Annotated in this window: 13 protein-coding genes and 1 pseudogene; 12 read left to right on the top strand and 2 right to left on the bottom strand. The window is 56.1% G+C overall.

The genetic code is table 11. From position 1 onward, the window contains the following. The first annotated feature begins 72 nt into the window (after positions 1-72). From exaC to ACZ9BE_RS20990, 11 genes and pseudogenes are all read left to right on the top strand, one after another. Entirely contained in the window at positions 73-1,593 is a 1,521-nt protein-coding gene (gene exaC, locus ACZ9BE_RS20940) for an acetaldehyde dehydrogenase ExaC (protein WP_024014465.1), read from the top strand. 172 nt (positions 1,594-1,765) lie between these two features. After that, a complete protein-coding gene (gene eat, locus ACZ9BE_RS20945) occupies positions 1,766-3,217 on the top strand; it encodes an ethanolamine permease (protein ID WP_024014466.1) in 1,452 nt (483 codons plus the stop codon). A gap of 52 nt (positions 3,218-3,269) precedes the next feature. Then, on the top strand, positions 3,270-4,664 hold the full coding sequence (locus ACZ9BE_RS20950; RefSeq protein ID WP_039761855.1) for an ethanolamine ammonia-lyase subunit EutB: 1,395 nt from the start codon (positions 3,270-3,272) through the stop codon (positions 4,662-4,664). Positions 4,665-4,669: 5 nt separating this feature from the next. Continuing rightward, a complete protein-coding gene (gene eutC, locus ACZ9BE_RS20955) occupies positions 4,670-5,494 on the top strand; it encodes an ethanolamine ammonia-lyase subunit EutC (protein ID WP_476249885.1) in 825 nt (274 codons plus the stop codon). A gap of 115 nt (positions 5,495-5,609) precedes the next feature. Further along, positions 5,610-6,071, top strand: a complete 462-nt coding sequence (locus ACZ9BE_RS20960; RefSeq protein WP_016773002.1) for a GNAT family N-acetyltransferase — start codon at positions 5,610-5,612, stop codon at positions 6,069-6,071. A 228-nt stretch (positions 6,072-6,299) separates the two neighbouring features. Next, complete coding sequence (locus ACZ9BE_RS20965; RefSeq protein ID WP_016773001.1) at positions 6,300-6,950, top strand: DedA family protein; 651 nt, start codon at positions 6,300-6,302, stop codon at positions 6,948-6,950. A gap of 4 nt (positions 6,951-6,954) precedes the next feature. Continuing rightward, on the top strand, positions 6,955-7,767 hold the full coding sequence (locus ACZ9BE_RS20970) for a M90 family metallopeptidase (protein ID WP_476249886.1): 813 nt from the start codon (positions 6,955-6,957) through the stop codon (positions 7,765-7,767). Positions 7,768-7,879: 112 nt separating this feature from the next. Then, positions 7,880-8,408, top strand: a pseudogene (gene ppa / locus ACZ9BE_RS20975) (inorganic diphosphatase). Positions 8,409-8,728: 320 nt separating this feature from the next. After that, positions 8,729-9,475, top strand: a complete 747-nt coding sequence (locus tag ACZ9BE_RS20980) for a S24 family peptidase (RefSeq protein WP_041477707.1) — start codon at positions 8,729-8,731, stop codon at positions 9,473-9,475. Between the two features lie 483 nt (positions 9,476-9,958). After that, a complete protein-coding gene (locus ACZ9BE_RS20985; RefSeq protein WP_476249887.1) occupies positions 9,959-11,161 on the top strand; it encodes a tyrosine-type recombinase/integrase in 1,203 nt (400 codons plus the stop codon). Between the two features lie 76 nt (positions 11,162-11,237). After that, complete coding sequence (locus ACZ9BE_RS20990; protein ID WP_476249888.1) at positions 11,238-11,921, top strand: hypothetical protein; 684 nt, start codon at positions 11,238-11,240, stop codon at positions 11,919-11,921. A 12-nt stretch (positions 11,922-11,933) separates the two neighbouring features. Here the strand turns inward: ACZ9BE_RS20990 and ACZ9BE_RS20995 are convergent, their stop codons facing one another. Together ACZ9BE_RS20995 and ACZ9BE_RS21000 are read right to left on the bottom strand one after the other, a co-directional pair. Beyond that, positions 11,934-12,818: a YagK/YfjJ domain-containing protein gene (locus ACZ9BE_RS20995; protein ID WP_476249889.1), complete on the bottom strand. Its 885-nt coding sequence runs from the start codon at positions 12,816-12,818 to the stop codon at positions 11,934-11,936. 553 nt (positions 12,819-13,371) lie between these two features. Further along, positions 13,372-13,596 carry an AlpA family phage regulatory protein gene (locus ACZ9BE_RS21000; protein ID WP_476249890.1) on the bottom strand — a complete coding sequence of 75 codons (225 nt, stop codon included), beginning with the start codon at positions 13,594-13,596 and terminating at the stop codon, positions 13,372-13,374. Between the two features lie 593 nt (positions 13,597-14,189). Between ACZ9BE_RS21000 and ACZ9BE_RS21005 the strand changes: the two genes are divergently transcribed. After that, positions 14,190-14,525 carry a hypothetical protein gene (locus tag ACZ9BE_RS21005; RefSeq protein ID WP_476249891.1) on the top strand — a complete coding sequence of 112 codons (336 nt, stop codon included), beginning with the start codon at positions 14,190-14,192 and terminating at the stop codon, positions 14,523-14,525. Positions 14,526-14,544 lie beyond the last annotated feature (19 nt).

The following is a 14,544-nucleotide window of genomic DNA, read 5'->3' on the forward strand; positions in this document are numbered from 1 at the left end:
CCTTGCTCTACGCTTAAAGCAAGCGCACTTGCGCGTTTCTCTAATAAGTACAAAGCCAAGGAGAACATCATCATGCGTTACGCCCATCCCGGTACCGACGGCGCCAAAGTCTCGTTCAAGAGCAAGTACGGTAACTACATCGGCGGCGAATTCGTCGCGCCGGTCAAAGGTCAGTACTTCACCAATACCTCTCCAGTCAATGGCCAGCCAATCGCCGAATTCCCCCGCTCCACCGCCGAAGACATCGACAAGGCGCTGGATGCTGCCCACGCCGCCGCCGATGCGTGGGGCGCCACTTCCGTGCAGGCACGCTCGTTGATCCTGCTGAAAATCGCCGACCGCATCGAAGAAAACCTCGAACTGCTGGCGATCACCGAAACCTGGGACAACGGCAAAGCCATCCGCGAAACCCTCAACGCCGACATCCCCCTGGCCGCCGACCATTTCCGTTATTTCGCCGGTTGCCTGCGCGCCCAGGAAGGCAGCGCTGCGGAAATCGACGGCAACACTGTGGCTTATCACATCCATGAACCGCTGGGCGTGGTCGGCCAGATCATCCCGTGGAACTTCCCGCTGCTGATGGCCGCGTGGAAACTTGCGCCAGCGCTGGCCGCCGGTAACTGCGTGGTGCTCAAACCTGCCGAGCAAACCCCGCTGGGCATCTGCGTGCTGATGGAACTGATCGGCGACCTGCTGCCGCCGGGCGTGCTCAACGTCGTGCAAGGCTTCGGTAAAGAGGCCGGCGAAGCACTGGCAACCAGCAAGCGCATCGCCAAGATCGCTTTCACCGGCTCGACCCCGGTCGGCTCGCACATCATGAAATGCGCAGCGGAAAACATCATTCCGTCGACCGTGGAACTGGGCGGCAAGTCGCCGAACATATTCTTCGAAGACATCATGCAGGCCGAGCCGAGCTTCATCGAAAAAGCCGCCGAAGGCCTGGTGCTGGCGTTCTTCAACCAGGGCGAAGTGTGCACCTGCCCTTCCCGCGCGCTGGTGCAGGAATCGATCTACGACGAATTCATGCAGGCAGTGATGAAGAAAGTCAGCCAGATCAAACGTGGCGACCCGCTGGACACCGACACCATGGTCGGCGCCCAGGCATCGGAGCAGCAATTCGACAAGATCCTCTCGTACCTGGAAATCGCCAAGGGCGAAGGTGCGGAGCTGCTGACCGGCGGCAAGGTGGAAAAACTCGAGGGCAGCCTGGCCACCGGTTATTACATCCAGCCAACCCTGCTCAAGGGCACCAACAAGATGCGCGTGTTCCAGGAAGAAATCTTCGGCCCGGTGGTGAGCATCACCACCTTCAAGGACGAAGCCGAAGCCCTGGCGATTGCCAACGACACCGAGTTCGGCCTCGGCGCCGGCCTGTGGACCCGCGACATCAACCGCGCCTACCGGATGGGCCGGGCGATCAAGGCCGGTCGCGTATGGACCAACTGCTACCACCTGTACCCGGCGCATGCCGCGTTCGGCGGTTACAAGAAGTCCGGCGTCGGGCGTGAAACCCACAAAATGATGCTCGACCATTATCAGCAGACCAAGAACCTGCTGGTGAGCTACGACATCAATCCGTTGGGATTCTTCTGATCCTGCGATGCTGATCGTTCCCACGCTCTGCGTGGGAATGCAGCCCGGGACGCTCCGCGTTCCTTCAAAGCCGAACGCGGAGCGTCCGTTGATACATTCCTATGCTGCGCGTGGGAACGATCAGGTTCCTGGCTGTAGCCGGGCCAATAAAACAATAAAAATGGTGAACCCTATGCCAAGCGAATCCCCGGCCGGCGCTCCGGCGACCGGCTCCTCCGTCGACTTCGAAAAAGTCGGCACCGATTATTTCCAACAACGCGAACTGAAAAAAGGCGCCGCCGGCTGGGTTCTGCTGGTGGGCCTCGGCGTCGCTTATGTGATTTCCGGCGATTACGCCGGCTGGAACTTCGGCCTCGCCCAGGGTGGCTGGGGCGGGATGTTTCTCGCCACGCTGCTGATGGCGACCATGTACCTGTGCATGTGTTTTTCCCTGGCCGAATTGTCGTCGATGATTCCCACCGCTGGCGGCGGCTACGGTTTCGCCCGCAGTGCGTTCGGGCCGTGGGGCGGGTTTCTTACCGGCACCGCGATCCTCATCGAGTACGCCATCGCCCCCGCCGCCATCGCGGTGTTCATCGGCGCCTACTGCGAGTCGCTGTTCGGTATTGGCGGCTGGATGATCTATCTGGCGTTCTACATCATCTTCATCGCCATCCACATTTTCGGGGTCGGCGAAGCGCTCAAGCTGATGTTCATCATTACCGCCGTCGCCGCGCTGGCGCTGGGGGTGTTTCTGGTGGCGATGGTGCCGCACTTCGACGTTGCCAACCTGCTCGACATCCCGGTGACCACTGCGGTCGGTGCCAGCCCGTTTCTGCCGTTCGGCTACGTCGGCGTGTGGGCGGCGATTCCCTATGCGATCTGGTTTTTCCTCGCCGTCGAAGGCGTGCCCCTGGCCGCAGAAGAAACCAAAAACCCCAAGCGCGATCTGCCGCGTGGCCTGATAGGGGCAATGCTGGTGCTGCTGATGTTTGCCCTGCTGATTCTGATCGTCGGTCCCGGCGGCGCTGGTGCGAATTCGCTGCTGACCTCCGGTAATCCACTGGTCGAAGCACTGAGCAAAGCCTACGGTGGCTCGACCTGGATGGGCAGCTTCGTCAACCTTGTCGGTCTGGCTGGGCTGATTGCCAGTTTCTTCTCGATCATCTACGCCTACTCGCGGCAGATCTTCGCGCTGTCGCGGGCCGGTTATCTGCCGCGCAAACTGTCGCAGACCAACAAGAGCAAGGCACCGGTGCTGGCTCTGGTGATTCCCGGCATCATCGGCTTTGGTCTGTCGCTGACCGGCCAGGGCGATTTGCTGATTCTGGTCGCGGTGTTCGGCGCGACCATTTCCTATGTGCTGATGATGGCCGCACACATCACCCTGCGTATCCGGCGCCCCAAAATGGACCGGCCGTATCGCACGCCGGGCGGCATTTTCACCTCGGGTGTGGCGCTGGTGCTGGCGTGCATCGCCGTGGTGGCGGGTTTCCTCGTCGATCCACGGGTGGTGATCGGCGCCGCGATCATCTATGGAGTGTTAATTGCTTACTTTGCTTTCTACAGTCGGCATCACTTGGTAGCAGGCACGCCGGAAGAAGAATTCGCGGCGATTCAAAAAGCTGAACAAGCCTTGCACTGATTGTCGAAAACCACGGCGCAGAGCTGTTCTGCGCCGTCACGGAGAACGCTGAATGGCCAGTTTTGCTCACACGGTCGGCGCGCAGACTTACCGCTTCGACAGCCTCAAAGACGTCATGGCCAAGGCCAGCCCCGCCCGCTCGGGGGACTTTCTCGCCGAGATCGCCGCGCTCAACGACGGCGAACGGGTGGCCGCGCAAATGGCCCTGGCGGACATCCCGCTCACGCACTTCCTGCAGGAAGCGCTGATTCCCTACGAAGCCGATGAAGTCACTCGACTGATCATCGACACCCACGACAAACAAGCCTTCGCCGTGGTCAGTCACCTCACCGTTGGCGGCTTTCGCGACTGGCTGCTCAGTGACGCGGCGGACGAAACCAGCCTGCGCGCCCTCGCCCCCGGTTTGACCCCGGAAATGGTCGCTGCCGTGTCGAAGATCATGCGCGTGCAGGATCTGGTGTTGGTCGCGCAGAAAATCCGCGTGGTCACCCAATTTCGCGGCACCCTCGGTTTGCGCGGGCGCCTGTCGACCCGCCTGCAACCCAACCACCCGACTGACGAGCCGTCCGGCATCGCCGCGAGCATTCTCGACGGCCTGCTCTACGGCAACGGCGATGCGATGATCGGCGTCAACCCGGCCACTGACAGCATCGCTTCGATCTGCGCGATGCTAGAGATGCTCGACGCAATCATCCAGCGCTACGACATCCCGACCCAAGCCTGCGTGCTGACCCACGTCACCACCTCGATCGAGGCGATCAACCGTGGCGTGCCGCTGGATCTGGTGTTCCAGTCGATTGCCGGCACTGAGGCGGCCAATGCCAGTTTCGGTATCAATCTGAATGTCTTGCAGGAAGGCTACGACGCCGGGCTCAGTCTCAAGCGCGGCACACTCGGGCAGAACCTGATGTATTTCGAAACCGGTCAGGGCAGCGCGCTGTCGGCCAACGCCCACCACGGCGTCGATCAACAGACTTGCGAGACACGGGCCTACGCCGTGGCGCGACATTTCAAGCCGTTCCTGGTGAACACCGTCGTAGGATTTATCGGCCCGGAGTACCTCTACAACGGCAAGCAGATCATCCGCGCCGGCCTTGAAGATCACTTCTGCGGCAAGCTGCTCGGCGTTCCGATGGGCTGCGACATCTGCTACACCAACCACGCCGAAGCCGACCAGGACGACATGGATACCCTGCTGACGTTGCTCGGCGTCGCCGGGATCAACTTCATCATGGGCATCCCCGGCTCAGACGACATCATGCTCAATTACCAGACCACTTCGTTTCACGACGCTTTGTACGCCCGCCAGACCCTGGGCCTGAAACCGGCGCCGGAGTTCGAACAATGGCTGGCCAACATGGGCATCTTCACTCAGGCGGACGGCAAGGTTCGCTTCGGCAACAACCTGCCGCCGGCCTTCCGCCAGGCCTTGGCGCACTTGGGATAAGTATTATGGAAAAACCACCGGTCGATCCGCAAAACCCCTGGCTGGAACTGCGCCGTCTGACCCCGGCGCGGATTGCCCTGGGCCGCACCGGCACCAGCCTGCCGACGCGGGCGCAGCTGGATTTTCAGTTTGCCCACGCCCAGGCCCGCGATGCCGTACACCTGGCCTTCGATCACAGCGAAATCAGCGCACAACTGAGCGAGCGCGGGCGGGAAACCCTGGCACTGCAAAGCGCTGCGCCGGACCGACACACCTATCTGCAACGCCCGGATCTGGGGCGCAAGCTCAGCGATGCATCGGCGCAGACCTTGCGCGACTACGCCAGCGCCCAGCCGGGCGGCGTCGATCTGGTGATGGTCGTCGCGGATGGCCTGTCGGCACTGGCGGTGCATCGCCACACCCTGCCGTTCCTGACACGCCTGGAAGAACAGATGAGCGGCGACGGCTGGTCAGTGGCGCCGGTGGTGCTGGTGGAACAGGGCCGCGTCGCCATCGGTGACGAGATCGGCCAGCTGCTCGGGGCGAAAATGGTGGTGATGCTGATCGGCGAGCGTCCGGGCCTGAGTTCGCCGGACAGCCTCGGGCTGTATTTCACCTACGCGCCGAAGGTCGGCCTCACCGACGCGTATCGCAACTGCATTTCCAATGTTCGGCTTGAAGGTTTGAGCTACGGCATGGCGGCGCATCGCTTGCTGTATCTGATGCGCGAGGCCTGTCGGCGCCAGCTGTCGGGGGTCAACCTGAAGGATGAAGCTCAGCTGCACACATTGGAGGCGGACGACGCTGTCGACATGAAAGGCAACTTCCTGCTCGATCCACCGCCAGCCTGAACCGTTTCCGCATTGCCTTTCTGCGCTGCTTTCAGGCAGGATCGACGCACGGCCGCCCGGGTTTCCCATCGCCGTCAGAGCAGTTGAAGACAGCCACTTGAAGACGAGACCTATCATGCGGATTATTCAAGCGACCCTCGAACATCTGGATTTGCTGACTCCTTTGTTCGTCAAATATCGCGAGTTCTACGGCTCCCTGCCTTACCCGGATTCCTCCCGCGCGTTCCTCGAAAAGCGCCTGCGCCGCAAAGAGTCGGTGATCTATCTGGCCCTGGCCGACGATGACGACAAGAAACTCATGGGTTTCTGCCAGCTCTATCCGAGCTTTTCGTCGCTGTCGCTCAAACGCGTGTGGATTCTCAACGATATCTACGTTGCTGAAGACGCGCGCCGGCAACTGGTCGCCGACAATCTGATCCGTACCGCGAAGAAAATGGCCAAGGAAACCCAGGCCGTGCGCATGCGCGTCTCGACCAGCGCAAACAACGAAGTGGCGCAGAAAACCTACGAATCGATCGGCTTCAAGGAAGACACCGAGTTCAAGAACTACGTACTGCCGATCAGCGACGAGCTCTGACTCCAACGGCTTCGGTGATGAGGGAGTCCGCTCCCTCGCCACGGCCACCTTTTCCCTGACAATTGCTCACTTCGCGACACTCCCCGCTACAAAACCGACGCGCTTTTCATCGCTCAGACCGTATAATCCCGATCTTTCCGGCTTGTAAGAAAAACTACACCCCGCTGTAGGCTTACACGAAGTCATCCGCACAGGCCTGCCGAGTCGGGCCGTCATACAGGTGCCCCCATGGATTTCAACCCGCTCGACCTTATCCTGCATCTCGATGTGTATCTCGATTTGCTGGTGAACAACTATGGGCCATGGATCTACGCCATCCTGTTTCTGGTGATCTTCTGTGAAACCGGTCTGGTGGTGATGCCGTTCCTGCCGGGCGACTCGCTGCTGTTCATCGCTGGCGCGGTGGCGGCCGGCGGCGGCATGGATCCGGTGCTGCTCGGTGGCCTGCTGATGCTGGCGGCGATCATGGGCGACAGTACCAACTACGTGATAGGACGCACGGCCGGGGAGAAGCTGTTCAGCAACCCGAACTCGAAAATCTTCCGTCGCGACTACCTGCAAAAAACCCACGACTTCTACGACAAGCACGGCGGCAAGACCGTAACCATGGCGCGTTTCCTGCCGATCATCCGCACCTTCGCGCCGTTCGTCGCCGGTGTCGCGCGGATGCCGTACCCGCGTTTCTTCGGCTTCAGCGTGCTCGGCACCATCCTCTGGGTCGGCGGTCTGGTCACTCTGGGTTACTTCTTCGGTAACGTGCCGTTCATCAAGAAAAACCTCTCGCTGCTGGTGGTGGCAATCATCCTGCTGTCGCTGGTGCCGATGATCATCGGCGTGGTGCGCAGCCGGTTCGGCGGCACCAAAGTGCAATCGCACTGAACCGATGTGGTCACTGAGCGCCTGGCGACGCCGGCGCCTCCTGGCCAGGCACCCGATTGCCGACGACCTGTGGCAACGGGTGCGCCATCAACTCTCCTTCCTCGATGGCATCAGCGCTGCTGAAGACCAGTGGTTGCGCGAAGCCTGCGTGCTGTTTCTCGACGACAAACACCTGACCGCCCTGCCCGGTGTCGAACTGCATCAGGAGCAACGCCTGCTGCTCGCCGCGCAAGCACAGTTGCCGCTGATGCATCTCGGCGATCTGAACTGGTATCAGGGTTTCCACGAAATCGTGCTGTACCCGGACGATTTCCTCAGCCCGCAACGCCATCGCGATGCCAGCGGCGTCGAGCATGAGTGGGACGGCGAACACAGCGGTGAAGCCTGGCAGCAGGGGCCGGTGATTCTCGCCTGGCCCGGCGTACAGGCCAGCGGTGGCTGGGAAGGCTACAACCTGGTGATCCACGAACTGGCGCACAAGCTCGATATGCTCAACGGCGACGCCAACGGCCTGCCGCCACTGCACTCCGACATGCGCGTCAGCGACTGGGCCAAAGTGATGCAGGCCGCTTACGACGACCTCAACCGCCAACTCGACCACGATCCAGACGCCGAAACCGCCATCGATCCCTACGCCGCCGAGAACCCGGCGGAGTTCTTCGCCGTCACCAGCGAATACTTCTTCAGCGCCCCGGATCTGCTGCACGAGGCTTATCCACAGGTCTACTTGCAACTGCAGCTTTTCTACCGGCAGGATCCGTTGGGCAGACTGCGGCAACTTCAGGCCACAGACCCGGTCTATCAGGCGCACGACTGAGCTCTGCACGACTTCTGGTACGTGGCGTCGGCGTAGGAATGTGCCTATAATCGCCGCCACTTTTTGGTCAATCCGGCCAAGTGTTTTTGGTCAACTACGGGGGCAACGCCCAATGAGCTACAGCAAGATTCCGGCTGGCAAAAGACCTGCCGAACGACATCTACGTCGCGATCGAGATCCCGGCCAACCACGCGCCGATCAAATACGAAATCGACAAAGACAGCGATTGCCTGTTCGTTGACCGTTTCATGGCCACCCCAATGTTCTACCCGGCCAACTACGGTTACATCCCGAACACCCTGGCTGACGACGGTGATCCCCTCGACGTGCTGGTCGTGACTCCTTACCCGGTTGCTCCAGGCTCGGTAATCCGCGCCCGTCCGGTCGGCATCCTGAACATGACCGACGACGGCGGCGGCGATGCCAAAGTCATCGCCGTGCCACACGACAAGCTGTCGCAGCTGTACGTCGATGTGAAGGAATACACCGACCTGCCACCCCTGCTGATCCAGCAGATCGAGCACTTCTTCGCGAACTACAAGGATCTCGAGAAGGGCAAGTGGGTCAAGATCGAAGGCTGGGCCGGTGCAGACGCCGCCCGCGAAGCGATCACCAAGTCGGTTGCCGCCTACAAGGGCTAAGCAATTGCGCCTTGCGTGACGCTTGAAAAAAACCCCGGATTTCCGGGGTTTTTTGTTATTGGCGTCTGCATAATCGACTCGGTTGTTCAGGTCGATGTAACTCGAAATACACCTTGGTCGGCCCCCTCTCCCTCCGGGAGAGGGTTGGGGTGAGGGGCTCTTGAAAAAGCCCGACTAAACAAACCGTTTAAATTCCTACATGCAGTTTTAATCTGTTTAATTTCCCACAAGTACGTCTTACATCCCGTCGCAAAATACAGGCTTTTTTTGAACGCCCGGTTTATTCAAACCGCTCTAGTCCGGCCGTAGACTCCGTGTTTATGAGAAAGAACACTAGCGGTCCACGATTCAAGGCACTCCTGGAAGCAGCGAACATCAGCACCACGGATTTCGCAAGGTTCTGGGGCACGGAAGCCCAAAACGTTCATAACTGGTACACCCGGGGCGTCCCGGCGTATCGCATGGAAGAAGTCTCACGCCTGTTGTCGGTCAATAGTGAATGGCTGAAAACCGGGGAAGGCGTCAAGGAGGTCGCGCGCCTGCACCCACCCGCCAGCAATGGCGACACGTTCGATGCCCAGGCCATCTGCGGCGTCTACACCGTCATCAACCCCAGCGACATCGACCTGGCATTTTTCAAGGAAACCCCGATCGCCAACGGCGACGGCAAAACCCACGTCATCCTCGACCCCGACCAATCCCTGCGCCTGCCCCGCGCCCACCTCGATCAACTCGACATCCAGCACGCCAACGCCATCTGCGCGCACATGATCGGCAACAGCATGGCCGATCGCATCGAAGACGGCTCCATCGTCGCCATCGACCGCGGCCTGACCCAGGTCGTCGACGGCGAAATCTACGCTGTAGAGCACGACGGCATGCTGCGCATCAAATACCTGCACCGCATGCCCGGCAACGGCCTGCGCATGCGCAGCCACAACAGCGCCGAATACCCCGACGAGGTCTTCCGGCCAGCGCAGATCGAAGAGCAGCGGATTCATATTCTTGGCTGGGTGTTCTGGTGGTCGACACTGGGCAAGCGCCGGCCGGTGGTGCCGTTTCTATGACATTTCACTCGAACCTGTGGGAGCGAGCTTGCCCGCGAAGAGGCCCTGACAACCGGTACAAATCCTGAGTTTGTACCGCTTCAGTCGCTCTAAACCGCACTTGAGACTGGGAATCCAAAGCAAAACTCAGTATCCTGCGCCCCACATTCGCGCATCGACCCGCCCAGCGGCTCGGATGACGCCCGACGCGGCAGACCAACGTCTGACCAAGTCCCACAGCCGGACGCAGATCCGGATGTACGTTTTGAAGGCTGGCGCGGTTTACCAAAAATAAACCAAGCCAGTCCCCGAGAAGCCGGCCACAAGCCGGCTTTTTAATTGTCCGAAATAATCCTATCCCATCCAAGAATCTTCCTGATAGCTTAGCTATTCCGGGCGTTTCAGGCATTCCCCTGTCCGATGGTGTTCAACGCCATTTGACCTCATCCGACGATGAAGTGGGGGGACAGGTGGGGGGACAAAACGGACGACAGGGGAAATCCAATGGGTAAGCTGAATCCGAAACAAGTCGAAAACCTGACCGAACCTGGCACCTATGAAGATGGTGACGGCCTACGGTTGGAAGTCAAACCTAGCGGAAGTAAATCCTGGACACTTCGCTTCCAACTGGCAGGTCGCCGTAGAGAGATGGGCTTGGGCTCATTCCCTGAAGTGAGCCTCAAGAAGGCCAGGCAAGATGCCAGTGCTAAACGCAGCCAACTGAGTGATGGCATCGATCCCTTGGCAGCCAGAGACATAGAGCGAGCAGCTCAACGGGAAGCCCAGCGTGCAAGCGAAGCCAAGCAACTGAAGTTCGAGACGCTCGCAACGGAATACCGTAATGCTCATGGCGCGGCGTGGTCGGAGAAGTGGCGTAAAGGTTGGCTGCGAAAGCTGGAGCTGTATGCGTTTGATCACATAGGCAAGCTGTCAGCCGAAGACATCGGTACTCCCGAAGTGCTCAAGGTGTTACAACCCATTTGGGCCACCAAGACCAGAACCGCTGACGAGGTACGCGGCCAGATTGAGCAAGTTCTGGATGCAGCCAAAGCACGCAACCTCCGACAGGGTGAGAACCCTGCTCGCTGGCGCGGGCACTTAGACAACCTGCTGAGCCGTTCTGAAAAGAGGAAGGCTCGGAAGCGTGAGCACTTTGAAGCCTTGCGCTGGCAGGAAGTGCCGGAGTTGATGTTAAAGCTCAGGACAAACTCGACTCCTCCGTCTCAGGCCGCTCAACTGTTGATCATGACCAGCGCACGCGCCCACATGGTCAGGTTCGCTCGCTGGGATGAGTTTGATCTAAAAGCTGGGACTTGGTCGCTGCCAGGTGAGCGAATGAAGATGCGGGTAGCTTTCGTAATTCCGCTAGCCGAGGAAGTCGTAAAGCTGGTGAAGAGCATTCCACGAGATGAGGGAAGCGCCTTTCTATTTCCAGGCCAGGGCAAGACAGGAGTCATGCACGCAAACGCAGTACGGACGCTCCTGCATGGCATGGGGTACGAACACATCACCCGACACGGCTTTCGATCCTCATTTAGAGACTGGGCCGGTGAATGCACTCACTACCCACGGGAGGTTTGCGAGATGGCTCTGGCGCATGATGAACGTGACCAGACTGAAGGGGCGTACTCGCGTTCGGATTTTCTCGATAAACGTCGCCTGCTTATGAATGAATGGGCAAGCTTCATTTACGCCGAAAGTAACTAAGCATAAGCTTTTCACTGGTCGCGCTTACCTGAAAATTAGTTTGCGCGACGACACATCTGATCACATGGAGACACTTATGGAATTTTCAACTATCCGAGCAATTGAGCACCCGCGCGGCATACATGAGGAGATCGATTATAAATTGATCGGGTTATCTATGCTTTACACCTCTTCCGAACAAAGCAAAAGCTATGAAACCATAGAGACTCTAATGAGAAACGAAATCCGCGCAGATACTTTACCGGAAACGTTGGCAAGGGAGTTTTTATCAGTTACCCCCAAAAGCGATAACGGGGAGATTTTCGACCTGCATTTTTTGAGGGCACTCGCCTATTACTTACTTGCGGAACATGAGGTAAATAATGGTCATGAAACTCGCGGATGGATGCTATTTGCAGAAGCAAATTATTATACAGGCTTCATGGACGGAATTTTAAGTGACACAACCACTAAGGAAGCCGAAAAGAAATCAGCTGACTCTCGGAAAGGAGGCAAGGCGACAGCACAAAAGCATGTATTAATTCAAGAAGAGGCTGCTCGACTTATCGCATGCAAGGCGCCGCCTAAAGGCTGGAAAAACAAAAAAGCAGCAATTCAGGGCATTGAGGAATACCTAGGCCGCTTTATCGAAGAACGCTCACTGGGAAAGCTTGTCAGAAACCCAACTGGCACACTAACAAAATGGATGTCTCAAGTCCCCGCAATAAAAGAAAGCTTCGATAAGAACAGCGCCAAAGCGCATAATCACTCACGTATATAAGTTGAGACCGATTCACAAAATCTCAGCTAACCCAGGCGCCTGAACAACGCTCTTTCTAGGCCGACCTCTCTTGACCCCTGAGAGCGACAGAAGTGGCATAACCCCTCTGCCAAAGCATCGCCCTTTATCCGGAACAACCATCTTGAAGTAATAATCTGACTTTGTTAAATACAACGCTGCACGATGTGTCAAGTTTTCACGCATAGGAAGATCGGAATGATTTACCATCCCAATCCCACACGAGCGATACTTCCTCTTGACTGCGTTACAGTTAAAATATAGCCCCCTCCCCTCGGTAACAATATCACGCCAATATTCGCCCAACAATCGAGCTATTGTTACATCCTCACGAACTTTAGAACCATCGAGAAAAAACATAACATGATAATGGTAACCCTTATGTAAGCCATATTCTAGCTTCCAAGCAAAACCCACAAAGCAATTTACCAATAGCTTCTTTTGCAGATACTTTAACAGTTTTTCTTTATGCTGTTTAACCTCTGCGTATGTGACAGTATTTTTAGCCATACTAACGGTCGCGCACTTACTAAAATATGCCAAATCCACACGCAACACTAGCAGCCTAGAATGCCGCATAAAAAGGCTGTCGACGTACGCGACCAAACTTTTAAAATTCTTATTAGAGGATCGCTCAAAATCTCCCGCCACACGTTTAAACGCACTACTTCGCACCTCATCTCTGATATCTTCAACCATCTGATTAAGAGTTTCAACTGCCCGCTCTAGCTCACCCTCACTGTAACTCTCTATGTTCCAAGGCATCGCATCCGAACACCGCGTCAAAGCACACCGAGCGAACACCTCCAAATATGGATGAAACTCATGGCCAGGATAATACTGTTTAATTTTTTTATAACTAGTTTTTAGTGCAGCCAAGAACAACCTGCTAGAACGACTGGACACGAGATATCGCCCCCCTCCTCTAGCACCACCTCTCAATGAAAAAACTCTAGTCCTCGTATTGCATATTAGCCGAACAACCGTTTCAATAAGCCGTAGGTCCTCTACAAGATCAGACTCCACAGATGCCGCCAACCTCATACCTTCAGCCGACTCACAATAGACTAGGCTGCTTTCAAATACAGCACCCCCTACGTCCTTCCTGAATTTGTTATTAATACGTCACCTCTCCCAGCGAACCAAACAACCAAACAACCACCAGCTCACCTATCTGGCAGTTTCTACGAATAGAATTTCAACCCAACCTCTACCAGACAACTTCTTTTGTTCAAATAACCAGCTATAACATAAACTCCAATAATCAACCCAGATACCTGTCCTTTATTCTCTAGAGCTCACACACAAGAAAACCCTACACCCACCAGGACCGATATAAAAACAAGAAAGGAAAGTTAGTGCACTGATCGCTAAGATCCGACTATCGTTTTCAAGGCGCACACGCCCCACGTGACTTAAACATCGAGAGGCATCAGCCTCTCTTAACCTGAAGACGGGTAGAAATCCATTCATTAACACTCGACTCTAACCAACCAACCGCTGAGACACCAATTCTTACCGGCTTGGGGAAAGATGCATCATACCTAGTAGACCTTGAGTCTATACGGTCATATATAGTTGAACGCCCTAAGCCAGTACGCTCCATAACTTGCCTTAGGCGCAAAATCTTCGGAAAAACCTCAGTAAGCTTTGACATTACCGCACCTCTGAAAACTTGTTAAAATGTGACAAGCCAAAGGTAAATCATTTTGCCTTTCGAATGTTTGCAAGCACGCCGTGTAATTTTTTACACGATGCGCTAACCATTTTTGGCTGGCGGCTGGCGGCTGGCGGCTGGCGGCTGGCGGCTGGCGGTAAAAATAAGTTCCTCTCAAAAAAAAGATAGTTCCAATGAGAAAAAATTAGTTCCTTTCTAGATCTTCACTTCATAAACATCAGCCAAAAACACAACAAATCGCAAGCATCATAAAAAATCAAGCATACTGTTGATTTTTAAGATGCATTTCAGAACAAAAAGACTTCTCTATAGAAGCACAGACTCACTTCAATTTTTTTCAGTCATACATCACTTATTCGACCCATAAGTAATAACCACGCCTAGTTATCCTCTGAAACTAGTTTAATCAAACCAAACTGCACTATCAAAACTTAGCACGACTGGTATTCACAATTAGCCATCCCGCAAGTCGCAGATGCGACTTACTTGATACGGTCCTATGCTGCTTAGATATCAACATTCATGATGCACACCCAAGAACTTGTTATTTATATTTCAATGGAAGCTTCAATATGACACTCCAATGCCTTAACAGTCGATCAGAAGCAATTGTTGCTAAAAACCTGGGAAAAAAAATAGGTACGCTGGTCGGCATCGCTGGCGGTATAGCGAGAGGAACAGCAGGTGTAATGACTGGTTCTGAGTTAGGTATAGCAATCGGCCTTGTTGGTGGCGTTCCTGGTGTAATACTTGGCGGTGTCGCAGGCGTTCTTCTTGGCGGTCTCGTTTGTGGCGCAGCGGGCGGTATCTCCGGCGCGAAACTTGGTGAGGCAATCGACACCCATGTTCTTGACAATTATCGCTGCCAAAATTGTGGTCTTACGTTCAATTGCAGTCACCGCGAGTAAATCAGCCGTCCGATTGTTA

The sequence above is a fragment of the Pseudomonas sp. TE9122 genome (genome assembly GCF_056278925.1).